Consider the following 25142-nt stretch of genomic DNA (forward strand, 5'->3'; position numbering starts at 1 on the left):
AAGGCTAAAAAGAAAAACTGTTTTAGCATTTTTTTAAAGAGGTTGCAATCAGGTCAAATTTTTCCTCGTTCGTAAACGTGGGCAAATTTAAGTACTATTTTTTTAATACTCAAATTTTTGTTTACTAATTATAATTTTCTTGAAATTAACGGTTTATCAAATCTTTAATAATAAAAAACTATTGTGGTTTTATGCTTACGAATTCTTTTGGATTTTCGTGGTAATTAAGTTTTTTCTCTAATGAAGTTCTGATAGAATGTGATAATTCATCAATGATTTTTTGCTTAAATGTCGGTTTATAATAAATAATGCTGATCTCTCTGTATGGGAAAGGTTTTTTGAACCTGAAAACATTTTCTTTCTGCTGTTCCGACAGCTGGCTTAATGCAAGTTCCGGCAAAATACTGATTCCGCCAACTTTATCTACCATGTGAACCAACGTCTGAATATTGGAAGCAAGGAAATCAAGATTCTTCGGTTTCAGTGTATTTTCTTTTAAATGACAGATATTTTCAAACTGGTTTCTCAGGCAGTTTCCTTCCTCAAGCAACCATACTTTCTCTACATTCAGATCTTCAGGAACGACATACGTATTTTTCTTGTTTGCCTCCGTATCAGAACTGTAAATCATCAGTTCTTCATTAAAAAGAAAATCCTGATAAAACTCATCTGCAGAGTCGTAAGGGGTTGAAATAATTCCCGCATCAAGCTCTCCTGCTTTTAAAGCCTTAATGATATTATCCGTTGTCATTTCCTTCACATTCATCTGAATTTTCGGATTATCTTCCAGAAATTTGAATATTTCAGTCGGCAGAATGAAAGAAGATACTGTAGGAATAATTCCTATATTAATAGTTCCTCCTAAAATATTATTTAGAAGATTGGCTTTATTTTTAAGTTCATTGACAGATTCTATAATCACCTTGGCCTGATCGATGATCTGAAGACCTACATCCGTTGTACGGATAGGATGTGTAGTCCTGTCGAAAACCTTTACATCCAGTTCATCTTCAAATTTCTGTATCATTGCACTTAACGTAGGCTGAGTAATAAAGCATGCCTGAGCCGCTTTGCCAAAATGTTTATACTTATCTACAGCGATAAGATATTCCAATTGCTGAATGTTCATCTGATTAATATTATCTATTACAAAGATAAAATGTTTTTGGTATTTGTAATTAAAAATTAGAGTAAATTTGATATTTAATACGTCATTATAAACTGATTCGAGATCAATATCAGCAAAACAAATCATAAGTATATGGATTCTAAAAAATTAACGTTAAGCAATGGCGCTCCTTACTATGAGCATCAGGATTCGCAAACAGTAGGCCCGAGAGGTCCGGTATTATTGCAGGATTTTGTTTTACAGGAAAATCTTGCCCATTTTGTAAGAGAAAGAATCCCTGAAAGAATTGTTCATGCTAAAGGAACCGGCGCTTACGGAAAATTCACAGTAACAAACGATATCAGCCAATATACAAAAGCAAAATTATTTTCAAAAGTCGGAAACTCGTGCAGAATGTTCGCACGTTTTTCTACAGTTGGAGGCGAAAAAGGGAGCGCTGATACAGCGAGAGACCCAAGAGGATTTGCTTTGAAATTTTATACCGAAGACGGGAACTGGGACCTGGTGGGAAATAACACGCCAGTTTTCTTTATTAAAGATGCCAAAAAATTTCCCGATTTTATCCATACTCAAAAAAAGAGTTCCCAAAACCAATCTGAAAAGTGCCACCATGATGTGGGATTTCTGGAGCCTTAATCCCGAATCTCTTCACCAGGTACTTATCTTAATGTCAGACAGAGGAACCCCTTACGGATACCGTCATATGCACGGTTTCGGATCTCATACGTTTTCGATGATTAATGATAAAAATGAAAGAGTATGGGTAAAATTCCATTTAAAAACAAAACAGGGAATCAAGAATTTCACTGATTCGGAAGCTGTAAAAATGGCGGGTGAAAATCCTGATTTTGCTCAGGAGGATCTATGCAACGCCATTGAGGAAGGGAATTTCCCGAAATGGACCATGTACATCCAGGTAATGACCGAAGAGCAGGCCAGAGATTTCAGATGGAATCCTTTCGATATCACAAAAGTCTGGTTTCAGGGTGATTCTCCTTTAATTGAAGTTGGAGAAATGGAATTGAATGAAGTTCCCGTCAACTACTTTGCTCATGTAGAGCAATCTACTTTTTCGCCAAGCAATCTGATCAACGGAATCAGTTTTTCCCCTGATAAAATGCTTCAGGGAAGATTATTCTCTTATCCTGATGCCCACCGATACAGAGTAGGCGTTAATGCTCATCATCTGGAAGTAAACAGATGCCCTTTCGCTGTAAATAATTTTCAGAGAGACGGATTCATGGCAGATTCCAGCCATTATCAGGACAAACCGAATTATCATCCGAATAGTTTTGATGATATTAAACCAGACGCATCTTATAAAAACTATGAGTATGAGCTGGACAGTGCTCATGTCGCTAACTACGGCAGAAATGAAAATGATGACGATCATTATACCCAGCCGGGATTACTTTATTCAAAAGCGATGAATCAGGAAGACAGACAAAATCTTGTCAACAATATTGTGGGAAGTATGAAAGGAATAACAGGACCAAAAAAAGACGAAATCATCAACCGACAGCTCTGCCATTTTTTCAGGGCCAATATTGAACTGGGCATGAAAGTTGCCACACAGCTGAACGTGGTTATTGATCCTAATATGATGAATCATTCCAAATAAGCATCTCAAACAGTAATTTGAATCAAAAGGAAAAAAAGTCAATATTTTTTCCTTTTTTTTACAAAAAATTTATAATTTGCACAGAATAATATTTTAAAGTGGAAAATGAGTTACGAAAATATATTATTAAATAAGGAGGATAAAATCTCTATTATTACGATAAACCGTCCTGAAAGTTTAAATGCATTAAATGCCAAAACCATCAGTGAAATAAGTTCAGCTTTGGAAGAATTAAACTCTGACACAAACTGCAGAGTAATCATTCTTACAGGAAGCGGCGAAAAATCTTTCGTTGCAGGAGCCGACATTAAAGAATTCAGTGATTTTGGACAGGAAAAAGCAGAAGAACTTGCCAGAAACGGGCAAAACTCATTATTCAACAAAATAGAAAATATGACCAAGCCGGTAATTGCAGCCATAAATGGCTTTGCATTAGGTGGTGGTCTGGAGCTTGCCATGGCATGCCACATCAGATACGCATCGGAGAATGCTAAACTCGGGCTTCCTGAGGTAACGTTAGGGTTAATTCCCGGTTACGGAGGAACCCAAAGACTTCCGAAGCTTGTAGGAAAAGGTATGGCCAACGAAATGATCTTCTCTGCCAAAATGATTCCCGCTCAGAGAGCAAAGGAAATCGGGCTGGTGAATGAAGTGTACCCTATTGAAGAATTATTAACCAAGACACAAGAATTAGCAAGTACTATTGCCCGCAATTCCCCAATGGCAATATCCAAAGCAATTCATGCTGTTAACCTGTCGGATACAGACAAAGGTTTTGAAACCGAGATCAGATATTTCGGAGAGCTTTTTGACCTGGACGATAAAAAAGAAGGAGTTTCCGCTTTTTTAGAAAAGAGAAAACCTAACTTCTGACCTTTACTTTACCCTTAATACAAATTATTTCGAAAATCAATCAATGCTGCTGTATGAATAAGTTTGATAAAGCTTATCTAAAAATGGCTCAGGAATGGGCAAAACTCTCCTACTGTAAACGAAAGCAGGTAGGAGCTCTTATCGTAAAAGATAGGATGATTATTTCAGATGGTTATAATGGTACTCCTTCAGGATTTGAAAACTGCTGCGAGGACAATGAAGGAAAAACACACTGGTACGTACTCCATGCGGAAGCCAATGCCATTTTAAAACTGGCAGCTTCCACTCAATCTGCAAAAGGAGCCACACTGTATTTAACGCTCTCTCCGTGCAAAGAATGCAGCAAACTGATTCTGCAGGCGGGAATTACCAGACTTGTGTATATCAATGAGTATTCGGATGACGACGGGATATCATTTTTAAGAAACCATGGAATTGAAATAGAACAAATTTCGGACTGTGAACTAAAAAAATAACACAACATGACTTGGGATGAAAAAATTAAGGATTTTGAAATCTTTCTTCGTTTCGAAAGAAATTTTTCAGAAAACACTCTCGACGCCTACATTCGGGATATCAAAAAACTAAAGGAATATGCAGAAGAAGATCTGGAAAATACAGGTCCGGACACTATCACATACGAAAATCTGCAGGAATATATCTTTAACCTCTCCAAACAAAAATTCAGCGAGCGTTCTCAGGCCAGATGGATATCTTCTATCAAAGCATTTTTCAAATATCTTGTAGAAGACGAATATCGCGCCGACAACCCCTCTTCATTACTGGAAGGTCCGAAACTCGGCCTTTATCTTCCTGATACATTAAGCCTCCTTGATATTAATAAAATCATCGGCGCCATTGAATTGAATTCTGATCTCGGAAAGCGAAATCAGTGTATTATTGAAGTGCTTTACGGCTGCGGTCTCCGCGTTTCGGAACTTATAGAACTGAAAATTTCCAACATCAACTTCAGAGAGCATTATATTAAAGTCTTAGGAAAAGGAAATAAAACACGCTTTGTCCCTTTAGCAGATTATACCGCCAAATTGTTGCGAAACTACATTCTTGAAGTAAGGTCTAAAATTAAGGTGAATAAAAAGCATGAGGATACTCTGTTCCTGAACAGCAGAGGAACATCCATGTCCAGAGTGATCGTATTTTTAATCATAAAAGAGCTGACCGATAAAGCCGGGGTGAGTAAGAAAATCTCTCCTCATACCTTCAGGCATTCTTTTGCAACACATCTGCTGCAAAATGGCGCAGATCTTCGTTTTATTCAGGAAATGCTGGGACATTCCAGCATTACGAGTACGGAGATCTACACACACCTTAAAACAGAAGAACTCCGGGATGTCATACTGACTTTTCACCCGAGAAATATTAATACAGTCTAATGAAAATATTGAAATATTGCCCAAACTGTGGTGAAGAATCTCTGAACTGGGACGGCGAAAAGAAATGGAGCTGCCCAAACTGTGAATTTCGTTTATATAATAATGTTGCCGGAGCCGTGGCTGTGGTGATACGATACAACAACGAAATTTACCTTACACAAAGAAACAGAGACCCTAAAAAAAGGGAAGCTTGACCTGGCAGGTGGATTTGTCGATCCGCGGGAAAGTGCTGAAGAAACCTGCAAAAGAGAGCTTTTTGAAGAGCTGCAGCTTGATGTTGATATTTCAAATCTAAAATACCTGACGAGTCTTCCGAATGTTTATCAATACAAAGAAATTGATTATAATACGATTGATCTCTTTTACGAATATAATGTCACCGAAAAATTTGAAGTAAATCTTGATGTTTCGGAAATTTCGGAAGCAGCCTGGATTCCTTTAAAAGAACTCAATCTGGAGGATCTTGCTTTTGATTCTCAGAAAAAGTTTTTTAAAGAATACCTGAAAACTGTATAATATTACTTTACATATCCCGCAGAACATACAAATTTTCAGAGGTTTAGAAATAATTCTGTGATAATTTGTAAATCTGTGGGATTATAATTAATAGGCTTTTGATTTCAGCATTTCATCAAAATACTGTATCAGCAATGCTCTTTCAGCATCGGATAAATTGGCTTCTTTATGATAGACAATATAGCCGGGCATCGGCATTGTTTTATTTTGAATTGTCTGAATAGATTTATCCAGCATGCTTTCTTTCAGCTCTTTATTGTATATATCCCAAACGGAGAAATTAAGATGTTCTCTTCCTTCATTGACGTGGCTTTTCACAGACCAGGAAATGGGAGCCACATAGGCATATTTCGGATATACTGTTTCATTTGAGTGGCAATCATAGCAAGCACCTTTAATGAGTTGTGCAATTTTTTGCGGCGTCTTTTTTACATCGACAAAATTTACCTTTTGATCAACAGGCTCATTCACTTTATCGGTCGGAATAAGTTGAATCAGAACAAAGCCTGCCAAACACCAAAATAGTATTTTTTTAAACGTTTTCATTGTTACCGTGTTGGTGTCAGTAACGATTTATCAGAACGCAAATCCATGTCCGTACTGTTTTTGGCGGGAGTTTGGGCATTCTCTGTTTTCGGAGTACTCAGTTTTGAAGTATCCAGCACTCTCGTGTCTTTGAGATCCCAACTTTCATTGCTGTCCCACAAAGGCCTTACAATCGCTGTTTTGTAATAAATATAAGAATCTTCCGCAAACACATCATTTGCAAAATCTGCTTCATCCCAATATTTATTCTCATTATTATCAACCAGTATCCTCACGATATATTCACCAGGCTTGAGAATATCAAATTTAACATCACTGCCTTTTGTATATTTCTGATAAAGAACCTTATCTGAAGGATCTACCAACTGAATCCAATAACTTGAAATCGGCACATTTTCCAGTTTAAAGGTCAGACTTCCATAATTTTCAATCTTATCAGCTTCAAAATCAAAACGTTTTGATTGATAATTTTTGGCATAAAAAGATGAAACCGTTTCTTTAGGAACTGTAAGCTGATATTTCTTTCCTGAAACAAAGTCAGCACTTACAAGGATCTGATAAGGATTCGTTTCAGAAATTTTTGCAGTAAAAGGTAATGTATTCAGACTGTCTCCTGCCATTCTGAAAATCCATTTATCCGTATTGATTGTATTGATATAATAGTTTGAACTTATTTTAAAATTTTCTTTCGGAGGGAGCATTCCGCCACCGTTATCACTATTTATATCCATAGTATTCTTCGCATTGTAGCGGTAAAAAAGAGAAGCATTATAAAGCGTATCTTTTTTAGTTCCGGCATTATATCCGAATTTCAGATTTTCGACTCCGGTTTGCCCGATATTGCTTTTTACGGCATCAAACCAAATTCTTACCGTATCTGATTTTGGCTTATGGGTCACCTTATAATCCGTAAGTTTTTCGTTTAATGATTTCACTTTTACACTATCCGGCCGGCCTTCGAAAGCCATTGAAACACCTCCGGGAGCCTCCTTCATTTCAAGATATTTTACCGGTTTTTTAGATGGATAAAGCTTTAAATTTAACCCTGAAATAGATTTTTCCACAATCACAGGATCTTTTTGGAATCCTACCTTTTCTTTTCCGGGATCGTAGACTGAATTTCCGTTTTCATCTTCATAGGCAATGACCCTGTATTTTCCGGGAGCAAGATAATTCAGCTCGTAATATCCATCGTCATCAACTTTTGTGATATAATATGGTTTTTGCTTATAATCAATCGTATCCTTTACCGGGTAAAGTCCTACAACAAATTTATTCTCAGTTGCTTTTTTAATGGAAAGTGCATCTCTTACATCTCCGCTGATGTAGAGGTCATCCAATTTTTCGCCTGTAGAGAAGGCAAAATTAAAATACCTTAAAATATTATTCTCATTATTATCTGCAATAGCGTTTCCGAAATTGAAATTATATGTTGTATTGGCCTGCAAAGTATCTTTCCACTGAATAAGAATAAATTTATTCGCAATATTTGAAGGAATGATTCTCGTAATATTTTTAATAGGAGGAGAAATACTGAGGTTTTTATTGATGTCTTTCAGCGTGACATACTCGTCGAAATCAATGCGCAGCTCCTTAATATCTCTGGGAACATTGATTCGCGTAGTATCTATATTTGAGCCTAAAAACTTGGGAGCCAGCGAATCTTTCGGACCACCTACAGGCGAACCTACCCTTGCGCAAGATTGCAAGAGAAAGCCAATGACCAATAATAAAAGAAGTCTTTTCATGAACATGTTTACGCAAAAATAAACATTATTCTCCATAAACTTCACCATGTCCTTTCAATGTATCTTTATCATCACTCATAACACTGTGTAGTTTATCTTTTTGAGCCGGAAAATCTTCAAACAATCCGGAAAGAGCAAGGGCGGTATAAACCTTACCGGAATATCTGTTTCCGATGGCAATAATCGTTACTTTTGATTTCAGCAGGTGTGCAAAAACTGAGTTTGTTCCGTGCCACCAGCCATTGTGATAGGTAAGCTTTTCACCGTTATCAAAAATTTTCATCCTGAAGCCAAGTCCGTAATTATTCATCCCAAATTTTTCGTTGCTGTAAGGTGTGAAAACCTGTTCCATCAATTCCGGTTTCAAAAAATCTTTCGAAAACATAGCTTTGGAAAAATTATAAAGATCTCTTGGTGTCGTGTAAACATTTTTATCTCCGTAAATCAGATCTAGTCGGTCTAAAGGATACAATCTTTTTCCACCGTAATAAAATGACTGCGAAGCCGTAGGAATATCTTTTTCCTGAAAAATAAAGGTGTTCTTCATCTTCAGCGGATTAAACACCATTTCTTTCATGGCCTGTGGAAAAGGTGTTTTTGTTACTTTTTCAATCAACAGCGCCAGCATAGCAAAATTTGTATTGCAGTACATAAAACCTGTATCCGTCTCTCTTGCCAGATCAGGTTTATATTTAATAATCATATTTAAAACATCCTGATTGGTAATGAAAGGCTTGGAAAGTTCAGCGGGGGCCGGCTGTATTTTGGTGATAAAGTATTCATATTTCGGAAGACCGCTTCTCTGGTCAAGTAACGTTTTAACGGTTACATTCGGGTAAGGAAATCCCGGGAAAAACTTAGTCAGATGATCTGAAAGCTGTATTTTACCCGCTTCCACAAGTTTAAGCATAGCCATTGCCGTAAGTGTTTTTGAGACAGAAGCTACGTGTAGCGGAGTGTTTTTATTAATAGGATTCTGGTTACCTTCTCTCGCAAATCCTCGATAATTTTCATAAAGAATATCATCTCCTTTTGCTACCAGAATTCCACCGCTGAGATCTCCTCTTTCCCACACTCTTTTATAATACTGATCGATATATCTTGTAAGCGACAATTTATCAGGAATCTGACTATCTTCTTTTGTAAAAACTTTGCTTAAATCTACATTTCCGTAATTGGGAAGATTGGTTGTATTTTCACCAGCAGTTTCCTGAGTTTCAGATTTGTTTTTGCATGAAATTAAAGATAAAAAGACAGTGATAATAAGTATAAAAGTACGCATCTTACGAGTTTCAAAAATGAGCGGCAATTTAATAAAACTGAAAATAACTATTAAAGAATGACTCCGAATTATGAATTATTTAACATAATAATAAAGCACAGAAAACGCACTTCAAAATCCTAAAAGCTAATGAAGCTATTGTTAAGCAAATTGTGCTACAATTTTATCAACGATTATCTGCGCAAGCTTTTCCTTGCTTTGGATAGTCCACCCGGCGATGTGTGGCGTTACAATTACTTTTTCGGATTCAAGGAGGAACTGCAGATCTTCATTTTCTGCTTCCAGCTTCTCAAATGAAGATTTTTCATATTCCAGAACATCAAGGCAGGCTCCTTTTACTTTGCCTGCTTTTATCGCTTCTACGAGACTTTTTGTTTCTACATTTTTTCCTCTTGCAGTATTCACGAAATAGAAATCATTCTTCATGTCTGATATAAAAGGTCCGTCGATAAGATAGTACGATTCGTCAGTCAACGGAATATGAAGGCTTAGGATCTCCGCTTTTTCCTTGAGCTCTTCAAGAGAAACCTGTGTAGCGTATTCATCGGAAAGATTCGGAAGAATATCATGGAAAATCACTTTACATCCAAAACCGGAAAGTCTCTTTGCCGTTGCTTTTCCCATATTTCCATAGCCGATAAGGCCTACTGTTTTAACTAATAGTTCATCGCCCCTGTTTTCTTCACGAAGCCAGATTCCATTTTTGACTTCCTGAGAAGCAATAAAAAGACGGTTCATAAGAATCAGCAACATTCCGACAACATGTTCCGCTACGGAATCCCTATTTCCTTCCGGAGAATTGATCAGTTGAATTCCAAGTTCTTCAGCTACAGGAATATCAATATTTTCCATACCCGCTCCTACTCTTGCAATGAATTTCAGATTTTTTGCCTTTTTTAAAAAGTTTTTGTCTAAAGGAATTCTACTTCGAATGATAACACCTTCATAATCATAAATTTTCTCACAAACCTCATCATATGAAGACGTAAAATCTTCTTCAAGAATAAAATTTTTAGCTAAAAGCTGTTTGGTAATCAGAGGGTGATTTTTATCAAGAAGTAATATTTTCATATTTTTATTATAAACACTAATGACACTAATAGTTTTGCACAAAGGGCACTAATTTACAATTTGCCGTTGATTACTCTTTTTACGCCATCTTAAATTGATGAGTATTAAAATTAATGAGCATTCCAAGTCTGCAATTACTCAATCGAAGATATGTAAGAATCTGAGCTAAATGTACGTCGTTCAGCAACTCTACTGATTTTATTTCCAATATAAATTTATTCTCAACAAACAGATCTAATCTGTAACCTACATTCAATTTAACATCTTCATAAATTAACGGCATTGGTTTTTGTTTTTCTACAAAAAGACCTTGTTTCTGAAGTTCATAAAACATACATTCTTCATAAGCATTTTCCAACAATCCAGGACCTAAGATTTTATGTATCAAATAACCAGATTCATATACAATTTTCGAGATTTCATTTTCAGAAATAACATTTTTCATCATATTTAAATTACGAAATACACTATTTTCACATTAATAACAAGATTAATTATTTGTGGAAATTTGTGTAAAGATTTGTGTTTTTGTGTTTTAATTAGTCGGTTCCTGGAAAAGCTTTTTAAGCTCAATCGATTCAGATGGTTTCATTCTTCCGGAAAGAATCAGAGAAAGTTCTTTTCTTCTTAAAGCTGCTGCATATCTTTCTTTTTCCAGATCTGTTTCCGGTTCCATATGGGGAATTGGGATCGGACGATTGAACTCATCCACCGCCACAAAAGTGTAAATCCCTTTATTGGTCTGTATTTTTTTGTGATTGATAGGATCGTCCAGCCACACATCTACATAAATTTCCATTGAAGTAGAGAATGCTCTTGAAACTTTGGATTCCATCACTACGATTCCGCCTTCAGGAATCGGATGATCGAATGAAACATGGTTCACTGAAGCGGTTACTACTCTTCTCTCACAGTGTCTTGTTGCCGAGATGGATGCGCATCGATCCATCCTTGCCAACAGTTCGCCTCCGAATAGATTCCTTAGTTGGTTGGTATCATTGGGAAGGACGATATTGGTCATCACCGTCAGGGATTCTGACGCTTTTTTTTATTTTTGCCATTTCTTCTTAGTGTTATTTGTAGGTGCCGGAGTCTTTGCCGTACTTTTCGCTGCGGGCTTACTATTTTGGTTCATCACGGTATCCTTTTTCAGGGAATCCGCGACAACCGGCGGTGTAATTGCGTTTATTTTCGCAGTATCTTTTGGAATCCTGTGCGTCGTGGTCTGCACGGAAACATTTGCTTTATCAAAAGATTTTTTACCGAAAAGGAGTTCCTGTTGTGTATAAGCTACATACAGAATTCCCAAAACAGGAATAATGATAAGAAAGATCCAAAGAATAGATTTATTAAACCGGTAATCTTTTTCAGAATTTTTAACATCGGCAGTTTTAGATTCTTTGTTGCTGATATCTGAAAATTTAATTTCTTCCAGACCATAGAAATCGGGATGATCCGACTGAAGCCTGTTTCCTTTAAAGTGAGTTTCGCCGTCTTCAATAAATATGGTGCCCAATCCCTGAATCTCCAGCATTTGATCGGCCTGCAGTTTTTTCTTCCAGAAATCGGTCTGGATCTGCAGATCTGTTCCCGATGCTTCGAGAGTCATCTGCTTATGACCGGCGATAAAAGCCGCCAGATCATCAGACTTCACCCTGTAATCCGGAGTGTACACAATCTTGCTTGCAGGAGGAAGAATGCTCCCATTTTCGGAATTGATAATTGCCTTGGAGTTTTCTAACGAAAACACCCCAAAATCAGGAACGGTAACGGTTCCGAACTGTTTCAAATATTCTAAAATGTAAGCTGAAATATTCATTTGGTGGCAAATTTATGACTTTTTCATGACTTTTTGTGAGATTTATTTTCAATGCATTGGTAAATGATATTTGACTTCGAGAGCCTTTGCCGCCCAATGCCGACTGCCATCTTAGCCCCGATAGAAACGACATCCTTTTGGGTTGCAGCCGGAGCATAAACTGAAGGTTTACGAACGTAGTTCAGGAGGCCGTAACCCAAAAGATATAGTGGATAGCGGGATAAAGCTCCTCATAAAAAAAGACTGCCGGAGCAGTCTTAAAAATCTAACTTTACTTTTTACTATAATTATTTCAATATAGCCTGATTGATTACTGAATTTTCCAGCTGATCCCGAACATAAAATTCGTACCTGCCTGAGAAAAATAGTAGGGAGATCCATCGTACACAGCACCGTTGTTCACATATTTTTTGTTGAAAATATTATTGACCAGCAGCTTGAGCGCGATGTCATTATTTTTAATTTTGAATTGGTATTGAGCATTAAAATCAGTCAGAAAATAATCTTTCAGCTGAAGATTCTGATCTTCGGAATTGTCAAGATACTGTTTTCCGACATACTGATTGGTGAGGGCAAACTGGAAATTTTTATCAGGATTAAATCTGATTCCAAGATTAGCAATAATATCCGGAGAGAAAGAAATTTGTGTGTTCCCCAGATCCTGAACGCCACTTTCATTTTCCACTTTGAAGTCTAAATTGCGGTTGTTGCTGAAACTTACATTTCCGGTAAGTTCCCATTGCTTGGAAAGTTTAGCCAAAGCAGCCAGCTCAATCCCGCTACGGAAACTTTTCCCTGAATTGGTCCTGATGAAAGCGCCTACATTATTCAGCTCACCATTCAGAACAAGCTGATTAACATAATACATATAATATACATTCGCCGTAAAAGATACGGGGCCGAATTGTTTTTCAAGACCGGCTTCAAAATCGTGAAGTTTTTCTGCTTTTACATCATTGTTTGCCAAAAGGTCGTCACGATTCGGCTCACGGTGGGCATGGGCGTAGGAAACAAAGATTTTTCCATTGCCAATTTTATAGTTGACCCCAAATTTAGGATTGAAGAACAGCCAGTTTTTATCTAAATTAGCTCCTTCATCATCCCCAGAAGTAATGATTTTCGTATTATAATCAACATTTCTCAGCTGAAGATCTCCGAAGAATTCGAAGTCATAAACTCTTACCAATGCTTTTGCAAAACCTGCCACTTCATTTTTAACCGATCGGTTTCTGTAATATTCATGTTCATCGATCTGCGGAATGAAAACTCCCGTTACATTTCCGAAATGTCTTCCATAGTATTGATTGGCCACTGCACCGAAGTTCAGGTCAACAATTCCCAGTTTTCCATACAGGGTTGACACCATTCCGTAGAAATCGTTATTCAGCCATTTCTTTCTGATAAAGTCTGAATATTCTTCACCATTAAAATCCGGTAAATTATATCTGGCAAATGGATCACCCTGCTTATAATTTTCGTAATATCCTTTTCCTTTTGTATAATGGAAAGTGGTTTCAAGGTTCCATTTATCATTAAACTTTTGCTGCCAAAGCAACTGATAATGATTCTGTCGATAGTTGTCTGTCTCATTATCGTAAAAGCCTACAATATTTTCCCAGCTGGCATCGTAAATCGCCCCGGAATAATTGAATTTGGGATCGGTTTCCCAGGTTTTTCGGTCTATTCCGTTCCATGCCTGGTAGGTTTTTTCCTTACCTCCGAAAGCCATCAGACGGATTCTGGTATTCCCTTCCTCATACAAAGCCGTGAAGTTATATGAATTCAGTTTTGAAAAAGCCCTGTCGATATATCCGTCGGAATTGATATGCGCATATCTTCCCATCACAGAAAGACGGTTTCCCCAGAATTTTCCGGAACCTATTTCTGCTGAATATTTATAGGTATTAAATGATCCGTAGCTGTCATCTGTTTTTACATAAAACTTGTCTTCCGGATCTTTTGAAAGCACGTTAATGCTTGCTCCGAAAGCCGCGGCTCCATTATTCGATGTTCCTACACCCCGCTGAATGACAATTTGTGATGCAGAACTCGTAAGATCAGGAACATTCACAAAGAAAGTACCCTGACTTTCAGAATCATTATATGGCACTCCGTTCATCATCACATTGATTCCGCTTCCCGAAACACCACGAATCCTGAAACCGGTATAACCAACTCCGTTGCCCGCATCGGAAGTTGAGATAATGGAAGTCTGATTTTTAAGAAGAATCGGAAGATCCTGCCCAAGATTTTTACTGTCCAAATCTCTTTGAACGTTGACAATCTCTTTGGCAACAGGAAGTCTTTTGGTAAAATTAACGGCTTCAATTTCCTTTATTTGTAAGGAATCGCTATTCTGTGCCTGGATAAAGGCAACTGAGCCTACGGTAAGGCCTAAAAAAAATAATCCTTTCATTCTATAAATTTTAACATTTAATGAATAAAAGGGGCGGATTAAAATTAATGTAAAAATGCACCAGTTTACCAGTCTAACAATAAGAATTGGTATATTGTTACACTGTTCTATTGTTACATTTTTTAAATTCCCTAAACAGCATTACCCGTTCCAGGTTCATTGGGTATAATCTCAGCTTGTGACAGCACCCCTTTATATCTGCTGCAAAAGTATGAAAATATTGTCAGAGTTTTTCACCAAACTCATCAATTTATACTATTTTCTTAAACTAACCCCCAACTTTCAGGACACTTCCCTCTAATATATCTTGTTATTTGAATCAATATAATAATAATTTTTACCGTCTTTGGAAACATCAAACATTTTCCCAAGCTTCCAGCTGAAGTTGCGTTTGATGTCGTCATACTCAAAAGGAATGATGATTCTGTTGTGAACATCAATAACTCCAAACATATTGTTTTTAGAGGCAACGATCATCGGATTGGCCACATCATCGCCTTCAAGAATAAAAAGATAATCATATTGAGGATAAATCTGAAACTGCCTGTAATCTGCCGGATCTTTAAAAGTAGCTTTCTCAATAATTCCATAGAATCCGTTTAAAACATAAGCCTGATAAAGCTGTTGTGTATATTCTTTGTGTACACATCTGCCAAGATCTTCCTGCTTGAAACGGTACACTTTTTTTCCTTTTTTATCTACCCTGTAAGAAATTTCATTCTTTTCTACCGTAGCATACTCTGCGGTTCCGAATTTCCTCAGTTTTTCATCCGGAGAATTCAGCAGGTTACAGTCTTCATAAAAGAAAACCGCAATATGATATTCGGGCTTTATGACAAATCTTCCTTTCTGGTCGACATACCCGAAATTACCGTCTTTCTTTTTTGGAATTAAAAGAGGAAGGTCCTCATTAACAACAGGTAAAATAGTATTTTCCTTAACAACGATCACTTTCTTTTTTACAGGTGTTTTTTTCGGAGCTGATTTTTGAGAAAATACAGTAACCGAAATCAACAAACTTAGAACCTGAATTATATTTTTTACACCCATACTGCCTGCAAAAATACGTTGAAAAATAGAAATTATAAAATTCATATTTATAAAGAATCTAAATAATATAGCCCCTATAAAATATTAAAAATTCGTACTTTTGGGAACATTTATAATTGTTTGATAATTTTAAAACGTTTTTGAGATATGACATTTGATATCGATATGATCAAAAAAGTGTATGAGCGTTACCCTGAAAGGATTTCAGCAGCAAGACAGGTGGTGGGAAAACCTCTTACATTATCAGAAAAAATATTATACACTCACCTTTGGGAAGGAAATGCCACACAGGCACATGAAAGAGGAAATTCTTACGTAGACTTCGCACCGGACAGAGTAGCAATGCAGGATGCAACAGCACAGATGGCGCTTTTGCAGTTTATGCAGGCCGGGAAAACAAAGGTCGCTGTTCCTTCGACAGCTCACGCCGATCACCTTATTCAGGCAAAAGTAGGCGCTGATAAAGATTTACAGGAAGGTATCAATAAAAACTCGGAGGTTTTCAACTTCCTGAGTTCTGTTTGTGATAAATACGGAATTGGCTTCTGGAAGCCGGGAGCAGGAATCATCCACCAGGTAGTATTGGAAAATTATGCTTTCCCTGGAGGTATGATGATCGGAACTGACTCTCATACGGTAAACGCAGGAGGTTTAGGAATGGTCGCTATCGGTGTTGGGGGAGCTGATGCGGTAGACGTAATGGCTGGTATGGCATGGGAACTTAAAATGCCTAAGCTTATCGGGGTAAAACTTACCGGAAAAATGTCAGGATGGACTTCTGCAAAAGACGTTATCCTTAAAGTAGCAGGTATCCTTACCGTAAAAGGAGGTACAGGATGCATCGTAGAATATTTCGGTGAAGGCGCAGAATCTCTTTCCGCAACAGGAAAAGGAACAATCTGTAACATGGGTGCTGAGATCGGTGCTACGACTTCTACTTTCGGATATGATGATTCTATGAGAAGATATCTTGCTTCTACCGGAAGACAGGATATTGTGGATGCTGCAGACCAGATTGCAGAACACTTGACAGGTGATGCTGAAGTATATGCAAACCCTGAACAATATTTCGACCAATTAATAGAAATAAACCTTTCTGAACTTACCCCTCACTTAAACGGACCTTTCACTCCGGATTTGGCAACTCCTGTTTCTGAATTCAGAGCAAAAGCAGAAGCTAACGGATGGCCTTTAGAAGTTGAATGGGCATTGATAGGATCTTGTACCAACTCTTCTTATGAAGATTTATCAAGAGCTGCTTCCATCGTGGAAGATGCTGTTGCCAAAGGCGTAAAACCTAAAGCAATCTTAGGAATCAACCCAGGTTCTGAGCAGGTAAAATATACCGCTGAGAGAGACGGATTCTTAGACTCTTTCAGAAAATTCGAGAACGCAAGAATATTTACCAACGCTTGTGGACCATGTATCGGACAATGGGACAGAGAAGGCGCTGAAAAAGGAGAGAAAAACTCCATCATTCACTCTTTCAACAGAAACTTTGCAAAAAGAGCAGACGGTAACCCAAATACCCACGCTTTCGTAGCCTCTCCTGAAATGGTTGCTGCGGTAGCAATTTCCGGAAGATTAGACTTTAACCCGATTACAGATACTTTAACCAACGAAGCGGGTGAGCAGATCAGATTAGACGAGCCAAAAGGTTCTGAATTACCGGCAAAAGGTTTCGCTGTGGATGACAACGGATACCAGGCTCCATCTGAAGACGGATCTCACGTTATCGTAAATGTAAGCCCTACTTCAGACAGACTTCAATTATTAGAAGAGTTCCCGGCTTGGGACGGTAAAAACATTGAAGGTGCTAAAGTTTTGATCAAAGCTTTCGGAAAATGTACAACTGACCACATTTCTATGGCGGGACCATGGTTGAAATACAGAGGACACCTTGACAATATTTCCAACAACATGCTGATCGGGGCGGTAAACGCTTACAACATGGAAACCAACAAAGTGAAAAACCAGTTAGATGGTTCTTACGGTGAAGTTCCTGCTGTACAAAGAGCTTATAAGGCTGCGGGAATCCCTTCAATTGTTGTAGGAGACCAAAACTATGGTGAAGGTTCTTCAAGAGAGCACGCTGCAATGGAACCAAGACATCTTGGAGTAAAAGCAGTATTGGTAAAATCATTCGCAAGAATCCACGAAACTAACCTTAAGAAACAAGGGATGCTTGGATTGACATTTGCCAATGAAGCCGATTATGATAAAATCCAGGAAGATGACACTGTTAATTTCCTTGATCTTGAGCAATTTGCTCCTGGAAAACAACTTACATTAGAATTCGTACACGCAGACGGATCTAAAGACATTGTTATGGCAAACCACACCTACAACGATCAGCAGATCGAATGGTTCAAAGCAGGTTCTGCCCTAAACCTGATTAAGCAACAAGAAAATTAATTGTTAGATTTAATTAATGATAGAAAAAGCAACTTCAATTGAAGTTGCTTTTTTATTTGATGCGGGTCAGAAAATTCATTCTGTAGTTCTCTCCTATCGGAATTTCATATTCAGGATTGATAATGATTTTTTTAGTTCCAATGTTTTTAATCTGATTCAAATTAACGATAAAAGATTTGTGAATTCTGACAAAAGAACTTTCCGGGAGCTGCTGTTCCAATGACTTTAAGGTATCCAAAACGATAAATTCCTCATCAGCCGTTTTTATATTCACATAATCTCTGATGCTCTCAATATATAAGATATCGTCAAAAATGATTCTGTGCTGCCGTCCCGAAGATTTTACAAAGAAATGGTTTTGCTCCTGCTTTCCCAATGAAAAACGTTCCTGAGCCTTTACAGCACTTTTGCGAAAACGTTCAAGTGAGATCGGTTTTAAGAGATAATCTACAATATTGTGTTCATAGCCTTCCAAAGCATATTCAGAATAAGCCGTCGTTAAAATATACTTCATCTTATCGCCAAGGATCTTCATGAAATTGATCCCCGTAAGTTCCGGCATCTGGATATCCAGAAACACAAGATCAGCCTCATTATTCTGAATATATTCCAAAGCTTCAATAGGATTTTCATTGGAAGATACCAGTTCAAGAAAAGGAATTTCCTGAATATAATTTTCCAGCAAAGAGATCGCCAACGGCTCATCATCGACAATAATACATTTAATGGTTTTCATCTCTTAAATTAATTTTCAAATCTACCACAAATTCTTTTTCCAGGTCTTTAATATTCAGGGTATATCTTTGAGGATATAAAATTTCCAGTCTTTTTCTCACATTTTCAATACCAATTCCTGATACCGGATCTTTCATCTTTTCTTTTTTATAGTTTAAAAGATAAAAGTGTAATATCTTATTCTCATCAGAAATTCTCATTTCAAAACCTTTATTCCTAAAATCTCCGTGCTTAAAAGCATTCTCAACAAACGGAACCAGGATCATCGGTGAAATACTGAGGTTCGGATGAAGGATTTTCTTTTCCATGACCAGCAGTTCAGGATTTTTAATTCTGAGTTTTTCCAAAGCCATAAGGCTTTCAATATAGCCAATCTCTTTTTCCAAAGCAATCCGGTCTTCGCCAAGATCTTTTGTGCTGTACCGCAGCAGCCGGCTCAGCTCTTCAATGGCAGGCAATGCATTATCAGATTTCTGGTAGACCAGAGAATAGATGTTATTTAAAGAATTAAAGATGAAATGAGGATTGATCTGGGTTTTCAGCGCCTGTAATTCCGCGGTTTTTTTGGCTTCAACGAGCTGGGATTTCTCTTCTTCTGCAATGATGGAATATTTGAAGAACCAGAACGTAGTGCTGATAAAGATCGTAGTGCTGCTATAAAAAATATTATCGAAGAAATAAAAGCCGAAACTTGTATCTTCTGAATAATTCCTGATTCCGAAATAGGTTGGCAGAAACCATTCCTCTGCAAAATATCTGACCAATACAAAAGAACTTACACTCAGGAAAAAAGCAACAAAGGATTTATAAATTTTGTCGGCGTCAAAAAACCTGGGAACGACAATAAAATAGTTGACGTAAAAACAGATGATACTGGTAATAAAAAAGGTTATATTAAATATAGTAGCGTTGGAATGGAATACAAAATAGGGAATCAGAACCGCCCCAATAATATAGATCGTCCAAAAGAAAATATGCAGATAAAGCAGTTTGCTGTTTTTCATACCGCAAAAATAGATTTTCTGTGAAAATCTACCTCCCATTCTCGATAAACTATTCTTTTTTACCGATAAATCTATTTTGTGGCTGTTTTATCGTGGTTCGCCGAAATGCACTATTTCTGATTAATGACAAACAATAATTTTGCAGAGAACAGTACAAAGTAACCATTCATTAAACTTTAATCAATAATTATGAAAACATTAGTATGCACATTTTTGCTTTGCTTATCGACAATCATTACCGCCCAGAAAAAGCCTGCGGAATATTTTCCCGGTGCCAAAACAAAAGTTCTCGTCGTAGGATCCTTCCATTTTGATTATCCGAATCTCGATGCCCACAAAACTGAAAAAGGAGATCAGGTCGATGTGCTGTCTCCGAAAACGGCAAAAGAAGTCACTGAGCTTGTAGATTATATTAAAAAGTTCAAACCTACAAAAATCGCCATCGAAGCATTTCCGAACTGGAATGCCAACCAGAAATTAAAAGACTATAAAGAAGGTAAGTATAATGACAAAAGAGACGAGCGTTATCAGCTTGCCATGCGCATTGCAAAAGATCTTGGAATAAACGAGCTGTACAGCATTGATGCGAATTCGGTGCTGGATGACCTGCAGGAAAAATTTGGCAAAACAGATTCATTGTATTTTAAGGATCTGAGTGCAGAATATGATTTTCAAAGCAACGATCCTGCTTCAAAGCAATATGATGCTTTCTTTAAAAGTACAGAACCCAAGAATTTCAAATCGATGCTGGATATGTTCAAATTCATGAACGGAAAAGAATATCATCAACATGAATATGGGGCTTATCTGAGTGGAGATTTTAAGCTGAGAAAATATGATGGTGCCGATATGCTGGCATTGTACTGGTACAACAGGAACCTGAGAATATTCAGAAATGTTCAGAATATTCCGCATAATCCGGAAGACCGATTGCTGGTCATTGTTGGCAATGGCCACGCCTCTGTTTTGAGACAGTTATTCACATCATCTCCGGATTTCGATTATACAGAATTTAATTCTTTGAAATAAGAGGTTACGAGGAAAGCCTACCGTATAATCAAAGAATTTAAACCATTATTTACCATGAAAACAATACATTTCACCATGCTCTTCCTTGCTTTTTCAGCTTCTTTGCAGGCCCAAACGTTTCAGTTTAAAGATAAATTAGATGACGCCGTTCCTGTCTTAAACATCGCCACCTTCCACATGGGAACGACATCTGATGCAAACACTACCGAATTTGATGAGCACAACGCGGAAAATAAAAGACGGATCCATAAAATCGCTGCGGAGATTGCCGCTTTCAGGCCCACCATTATCGTTGTGGAAGAATTGCCTGAAAACAATGAAAAGCTTCGTAAAGCCTATCTCGAATATCTGGACAACCCCGAAAAGAAGTATGAAAATCCGGGAGAAATAGAATTACTGGCTTTTGAAGTCGGAAGACTTTCGCATGCATCTAAAATCTTCGGTATAGATTATAAAGAGTCGTACAACTATAGTCTTTATTATAATCTTAAAAACAAACAGGAAGATAATACCTATCAGAAATACGGCGAACTTGTAGAAGAAAGCGAAAAAAAGTATCCTGAAGATCAAATGGCCTTCCGTGAGTTATTTAAATTCAATAATCATCCGCAGGTATTGGATATGCTTATAAATATTAATGCCGATATGCTCACCTATGTTTCAACTAAAGATCAGCATGAAGGAGCTGATGAGGCCGCTAAAATGTATCACCGAAACCTTGTGATGTTTTCGAACTTCAATAAAATCAATATCAATAAAAATGACCGCATCCTCCTGCTCATGGGAGGCACCCATACCGCTTTTTTCATGGATTTCCTGAAGAGAAGCCCAAAATACAGACCCGAATCTGTTTTAAAGTATATAAAATAAACCCTATCCTGTAACAAAAATAAATTTCATGCGTCTAACCTGATACGACAGGACATTATGAAAAAAACAATTATTGCTTTATCTTTCCTGGGTACGGTTCTTACTTACGCTCAGGAAAAGACCAATAACCAGGTTAAAGAAAAACAGATTGAAGAGGTTACCATCACCAAAACTAAAAAAGCCGTTGAGCAGAAAGCCGACCGTACGATTTTCGACTTTTCAGAGCAGCCGCAGCTTAATAACGGAAATGTTTTAGAAGGCATTAAAAAACTTCCGGGACTTGTATCTACTGATATCGCCGGAATGATGTACCAGGGAAAGGTGTTGGATGTATATCTCAACGGAAGACCTTTGAATATTACATCTAATGAGCTTAATTCCTTCCTTGAGGGAATGCCGGCCAATTCCGTAGACCGAATCGAAGTGATCACCCAGCCGGGAGCAGAATTTCCCGCTACTTCTGGTGGTGCGATTATGAATATCATTACCAATAAAAACGCCAATAAATATTTAACAGCAACGTATTCCGGGAACTATTCATTTACCAACTATGATAAATTCCGCAGCAGAACGACCAACTCATTGAATTTAAATGCAAGAAATAAAATCTTCGGATGGCAATTAAATATTGGTCAGAACTACCGTGAAAGCATGCTGAACGGTCAACAGGATGAGCTTTTAACCAGCAATACCGACAGATTGGGAAGAGGTTATTTTGCCAAATCAGGATTAACTTTCGATCTCGGTCAGGACAGATTGCTCTTAAACTACGATATTTACCATAACAATAACGACAATTATACTGCAAGCAACGGTAAGGGAGAGGAAAAAAATCCGATTCCCAATACAACCCCTCAACAATACACGTTTAGAAACTTTACATTTGATGCATTCGATGGTGCCCACACGCTCACAACAAGACAGGAAGCAGTGGTTACTTACCAAAAACGTTTTGCAGACAAAGCTCAAAAGCTGGATTTCCAGTTTGGGTATACCAAATCCGACAGCAAATTTGCCCAGGACAATATTTTCAGAGATAAAACCTATGAAGATTTGAATTCTGCGGAACCCCGAATCTCTTTGGGAAATGTTTTGGATAATACATCGGATATGAAAATCGCCAATTTCAAGGTGGATTATTCTCAACCGATTAATCTTCTCGATGGAGGAAAAGTGAGTTTGGGAGGCTTGTATGAACACCAGAACTTCGATACGGAGAGCAAAGGAATTACCAATCTTGATTATACAAGGCAGACCACTTCAACCTACCTGGAATTGCAGGCAAAGCTGAAGAAGTTTGATTTCATATTGGGAACCCGTGCTGAAAATTATGACATTTCGGGGATTACCAGATATTATGATAAAAATAATACGCTTACGGAAGCCAATCTTATTCCTTTCAATAAGTTTAAATTATTCCCGAATGCAAGCGTTCAGTACAACCTGATGAACCAGGTGTATGTAGCGGCCAACTATAATAAAAAAGATAAGCTTACCGAGCATTTCTGCCCTGAACCCGAACAACGTGACTTTCCAGGGACCCAATACCCAGGTGACCGGTAACCCGAATCTTCAGCCGACTATTTTCGACAATTATGAACTGAAGATCTCAGCCTTCGACTATGCCTTTATCGGTTACAGTGTGAGCTCAGCAAAAAACCAGGTGGCTCAGATTATCAGAAAAGACGGCAGAAACTTATTTAATGAGCAGATTAATATTTCAGACATGAGAATTCATAATTTCAATGTTGGATTGCCTGTTCCGTTTATGATCTTCAGCAAGCCGCTGAGCGAGATCATGAAGTTTAATTTCAATCCTGATAAAATTAATTTCATGTACTTATATGCAGGATACCAGAAACACGATATTGACAATTTGAACAACAAAGGCTTTTGGATCTTCAACATCATGACGCAGATCATTTTGCCGAAAGACATTAAGCTGACAGCCAATTACAGTTATCTGACCCCAAAAGCGGGATATTTCTACTTCACCGCAGAAAAACCGTTCAACAATTCGTTTGACCTTACGGTGACAAAGAAATTCATGGATAACCGTCTGACGGTTTCCGTCTTTGCAAATGATATCTTCAACGGACAGGTGATGCAGGTACGGTCAAACCCGCCAACGGGTGAATCGGTTTACATCAAAAGTAAATATGACACAAGAAACTTCGGTCTTTCCATTAACTACAAGATTCCGACGAAAAACAAGCTGGCGAAAGAAGATGCCAACATCCTGAACCAGACTAAAAAAGAAGAAACCGGCGGCGTGATGCAGCAGGGACAATAAACTAAATAAGGGCTTCGTTATCGAAGTCCTTATTTTTTGGAGCCAGACCAGTGGCACAGCAAATGGTGGCTGAGCGGCGCCGAAGCCACCAAGACTAACTCCCACTCTACAACTCTCCGACTCTAAAACCTTCCCACTCTAAAAATCTCAATCCTTACACTCAGTATCAATGGTGGCTGAGGAGACTCGAAGCCACCTTTCCTTCTTTTGTAAAGCGGTGACTTCGAGGGCCTCAGTCGCCGCCACTCGACTATTTTTCGTCGTTCCATAGAAAATTCCATATTCATATACTCTAAAACACTCCAATTCTCCGACTCCAAAAACTCTCCCACAAAAAAAACTCCGGCCGGGATTTTCAAACGATGAGAATATCAAACCATCGTTTTTATTACCCGAACCGGAGCGCACACAAAAAAATGATACTAGCCGGACTTTATAATGAACTGCTCTTTTGCCGGCCGGAAAAGAGCTTCTTCTTTTTTGCAATCCGATTGCATGGTACGGTGCAAGCACCTTGCAAGCCTCGGTGTAAGAGCCTTGTTAGCACCCTTGCATACCCCTTGCAAGCACCGTTGCAATCCTCATGTTTTACTGGACGGTGAGTTCACGGTCAAAAACGGCGGTGCGAGGCTCTTTGAGCGTCATACTGCCTGCATATTGCGTCACCACTTCCAGCTGATACGTGCCTGCCAGTAATGCGGGAATCACGACAATAAGCTCCGAAGGATTATTGGTCACCATATCGCTTTCCTCTACCATTGTTCTGACATTAGAGGCGGTATTGACAAAGAACACCCCGATAAAAGGATCGTTCCCCGCTACTTTGATCTTGCTTCCGGCAATCTTAAGATTTCTGCCAGGAGTCAGGAGATCATTGACCGAACCGCTCTTCACATCCGTTACCTGTAAAATTGCGGCAGAAGATTCTGCCACACCCAGAATTTCAACTTCAATATTGGGAATCTCCGCTCTCAGTTTCTCTCCCTGATTGAACCGGAAGATAATACTGTGCTTATCTTTATTAAAAGTCTCCGAAGGACTGTCGAAGACTCCTCGGATGGTGATATTGGCAGTAAAGTAACCGGTATTGATGGAATACCCATCGCACAGTTGATACGCCATTTCATTAAGAAATAGCTCTGTTGCATGTTCCATCGAAGAGGCAGAGATATCTGCACCGCCGCGGCTCACGGCTGACTGGCAGACCTGCTTTACATTAAGGCTTCGCTCACTGATGGTTCTTGCCGTGAAATCATTAGGATTGTCTTTGGTTAAAAACGTTATCGTACAGATACGCTTTAATTTTGTGAAGAATTGTTGCCATTGTTATT

The 25142-nt window shown here is 38.1% G+C and carries 21 protein-coding genes, 2 pseudogenes and 1 riboswitch; of the genes and pseudogenes, 10 read left to right on the forward strand and 13 right to left on the reverse strand.

The window, feature by feature from the left end:
• Nucleotides 1-178: 178 nt before the first annotated feature.
• Nucleotides 179-1129: a LysR substrate-binding domain-containing protein gene (locus AAHI02_RS11835; protein ID WP_346983419.1), complete on the reverse strand. Its 951-nt coding sequence runs from the start codon at nt 1127-1129 to the stop codon at nt 179-181.
• Between the two features lie 132 nt (nt 1130-1261).
• Here AAHI02_RS11835 and AAHI02_RS11840 point away from each other — a divergent pair.
• The 6 genes and pseudogenes from AAHI02_RS11840 to AAHI02_RS11865 all read left to right on the forward strand — a co-directional run bounded on the left by AAHI02_RS11840 (nt 1262) and on the right by AAHI02_RS11865 (nt 5533).
• A pseudogene (locus AAHI02_RS11840) lies at nt 1262-2750 on the forward strand (catalase).
• A 105-nt stretch (nt 2751-2855) separates the two neighbouring features.
• Nucleotides 2856-3623 (forward strand): enoyl-CoA hydratase-related protein, encoded by a 768-nt coding sequence (locus AAHI02_RS11845; protein ID WP_346983420.1) that lies wholly within the window; start codon nt 2856-2858, stop codon nt 3621-3623.
• 53 nt (nt 3624-3676) lie between these two features.
• Nucleotides 3677-4099, forward strand: a complete 423-nt coding sequence (locus AAHI02_RS11850) for a dCMP deaminase family protein (RefSeq protein ID WP_042720726.1) — start codon at nt 3677-3679, stop codon at nt 4097-4099.
• Between the two features lie 6 nt (nt 4100-4105).
• Nucleotides 4106-5017, forward strand: a complete 912-nt coding sequence (gene xerD, locus AAHI02_RS11855) for a site-specific tyrosine recombinase XerD (RefSeq protein WP_346983421.1) — start codon at nt 4106-4108, stop codon at nt 5015-5017.
• Nucleotides 5017-5211: a hypothetical protein gene (locus AAHI02_RS11860; protein ID WP_346983422.1), complete on the forward strand. Its 195-nt coding sequence runs from the start codon at nt 5017-5019 to the stop codon at nt 5209-5211. The genes xerD and AAHI02_RS11860 overlap by 1 nt, the downstream gene beginning before the upstream one ends.
• Nucleotide 5212: 1 nt before the next feature.
• Nucleotides 5213-5533 (forward strand): NUDIX domain-containing protein, encoded by a 321-nt coding sequence (locus tag AAHI02_RS11865; RefSeq protein WP_346986613.1) that lies wholly within the window; start codon nt 5213-5215, stop codon nt 5531-5533.
• A gap of 87 nt (nt 5534-5620) precedes the next feature.
• On the opposite strand, the gene AAHI02_RS11870 is transcribed toward AAHI02_RS11865, so the two are convergent.
• From AAHI02_RS11870 to AAHI02_RS11910, 9 genes are all read right to left on the reverse strand, one after another.
• Entirely contained in the window at nt 5621-6079 is a 459-nt protein-coding gene (locus AAHI02_RS11870) for a heme-binding domain-containing protein (RefSeq protein ID WP_346983423.1), read from the reverse strand.
• Between the two features lie 2 nt (nt 6080-6081).
• A complete protein-coding gene (locus AAHI02_RS11875; RefSeq protein WP_346983424.1) occupies nt 6082-7827 on the reverse strand; it encodes an Ig-like domain-containing protein in 1746 nt (581 codons plus the stop codon).
• A 25-nt stretch (nt 7828-7852) separates the two neighbouring features.
• Nucleotides 7853-9109, reverse strand: a complete 1257-nt coding sequence (locus tag AAHI02_RS11880; RefSeq protein ID WP_346983425.1) for a serine hydrolase domain-containing protein — start codon at nt 9107-9109, stop codon at nt 7853-7855.
• A gap of 141 nt (nt 9110-9250) precedes the next feature.
• Complete coding sequence (locus AAHI02_RS11885; RefSeq protein ID WP_346983426.1) at nt 9251-10180, reverse strand: 2-hydroxyacid dehydrogenase; 930 nt, start codon at nt 10178-10180, stop codon at nt 9251-9253.
• Between the two features lie 79 nt (nt 10181-10259).
• The gene (locus tag AAHI02_RS11890; protein ID WP_346983427.1) at nt 10260-10628 is read right to left on the reverse strand and encodes a GxxExxY protein; all 369 of its coding nucleotides are present in this window, start codon (nt 10626-10628) and stop codon (nt 10260-10262) included.
• Nucleotides 10629-10715: 87 nt separating this feature from the next.
• Nucleotides 10716-11201: an acyl-CoA thioesterase gene (locus tag AAHI02_RS11895; protein ID WP_346983428.1), complete on the reverse strand. Its 486-nt coding sequence runs from the start codon at nt 11199-11201 to the stop codon at nt 10716-10718.
• A gap of 27 nt (nt 11202-11228) precedes the next feature.
• Nucleotides 11229-11999, reverse strand: coding sequence for a hypothetical protein (locus AAHI02_RS11900; protein ID WP_346983429.1), 771 nt, complete (start codon nt 11997-11999; stop codon nt 11229-11231).
• A 310-nt stretch (nt 12000-12309) separates the two neighbouring features.
• Nucleotides 12310-14415 (reverse strand): TonB-dependent receptor plug domain-containing protein, encoded by a 2106-nt coding sequence (locus AAHI02_RS11905; protein WP_346983430.1) that lies wholly within the window; start codon nt 14413-14415, stop codon nt 12310-12312.
• A 111-nt stretch (nt 14416-14526) separates the two neighbouring features.
• A riboswitch (TPP riboswitch) is annotated at nt 14527-14617 on the reverse strand.
• A 95-nt stretch (nt 14618-14712) separates the two neighbouring features.
• Nucleotides 14713-15510, reverse strand: coding sequence for a WG repeat-containing protein (locus AAHI02_RS11910; protein WP_346983431.1), 798 nt, complete (start codon nt 15508-15510; stop codon nt 14713-14715).
• 102 nt (nt 15511-15612) lie between these two features.
• Between AAHI02_RS11910 and AAHI02_RS11915 the strand changes: the two genes are divergently transcribed.
• Nucleotides 15613-17880, forward strand: coding sequence for an aconitate hydratase (locus tag AAHI02_RS11915; RefSeq protein ID WP_346983432.1), 2268 nt, complete (start codon nt 15613-15615; stop codon nt 17878-17880).
• A 52-nt stretch (nt 17881-17932) separates the two neighbouring features.
• Here AAHI02_RS11915 and AAHI02_RS11920 read toward each other — a convergent pair whose 3' ends face one another.
• Both AAHI02_RS11920 and AAHI02_RS11925 read right to left on the reverse strand, forming a co-directional pair.
• Nucleotides 17933-18616: a LytTR family DNA-binding domain-containing protein gene (locus AAHI02_RS11920; protein ID WP_346983433.1), complete on the reverse strand. Its 684-nt coding sequence runs from the start codon at nt 18614-18616 to the stop codon at nt 17933-17935.
• On the reverse strand, nt 18603-19619 hold the full coding sequence (locus tag AAHI02_RS11925; protein ID WP_346983434.1) for a histidine kinase: 1017 nt from the start codon (nt 19617-19619) through the stop codon (nt 18603-18605). The genes AAHI02_RS11920 and AAHI02_RS11925 overlap by 14 nt, the downstream gene beginning before the upstream one ends.
• 189 nt (nt 19620-19808) lie before the next feature.
• On the opposite strand from AAHI02_RS11925, the gene AAHI02_RS11930 reads away from it, so the two are divergent.
• From AAHI02_RS11930 to AAHI02_RS11940, 3 genes and pseudogenes are all read left to right on the forward strand, one after another.
• Complete coding sequence (locus tag AAHI02_RS11930; RefSeq protein WP_346983435.1) at nt 19809-20648, forward strand: DUF5694 domain-containing protein; 840 nt, start codon at nt 19809-19811, stop codon at nt 20646-20648.
• A 54-nt stretch (nt 20649-20702) separates the two neighbouring features.
• Nucleotides 20703-21518 (forward strand): DUF5694 domain-containing protein, encoded by an 816-nt coding sequence (locus AAHI02_RS11935; protein WP_346983436.1) that lies wholly within the window; start codon nt 20703-20705, stop codon nt 21516-21518.
• A 57-nt stretch (nt 21519-21575) separates the two neighbouring features.
• Nucleotides 21576-23811: pseudogene (locus AAHI02_RS11940) on the forward strand (outer membrane beta-barrel protein).
• Nucleotides 23812-24399: 588 nt separating this feature from the next.
• On the opposite strand, the gene AAHI02_RS11945 reads toward AAHI02_RS11940, so the two are convergent.
• Entirely contained in the window at nt 24400-25104 is a 705-nt protein-coding gene (locus tag AAHI02_RS11945; protein WP_346986614.1) for a DNA-binding domain-containing protein, read from the reverse strand.
• Between the last annotated feature and the right edge of the window lie 38 nt (nt 25105-25142).

Source organism: Chryseobacterium sp. POE27, assembly GCF_039727685.1.
Taxonomy (GTDB): domain Bacteria; phylum Bacteroidota; class Bacteroidia; order Flavobacteriales; family Weeksellaceae; genus Chryseobacterium.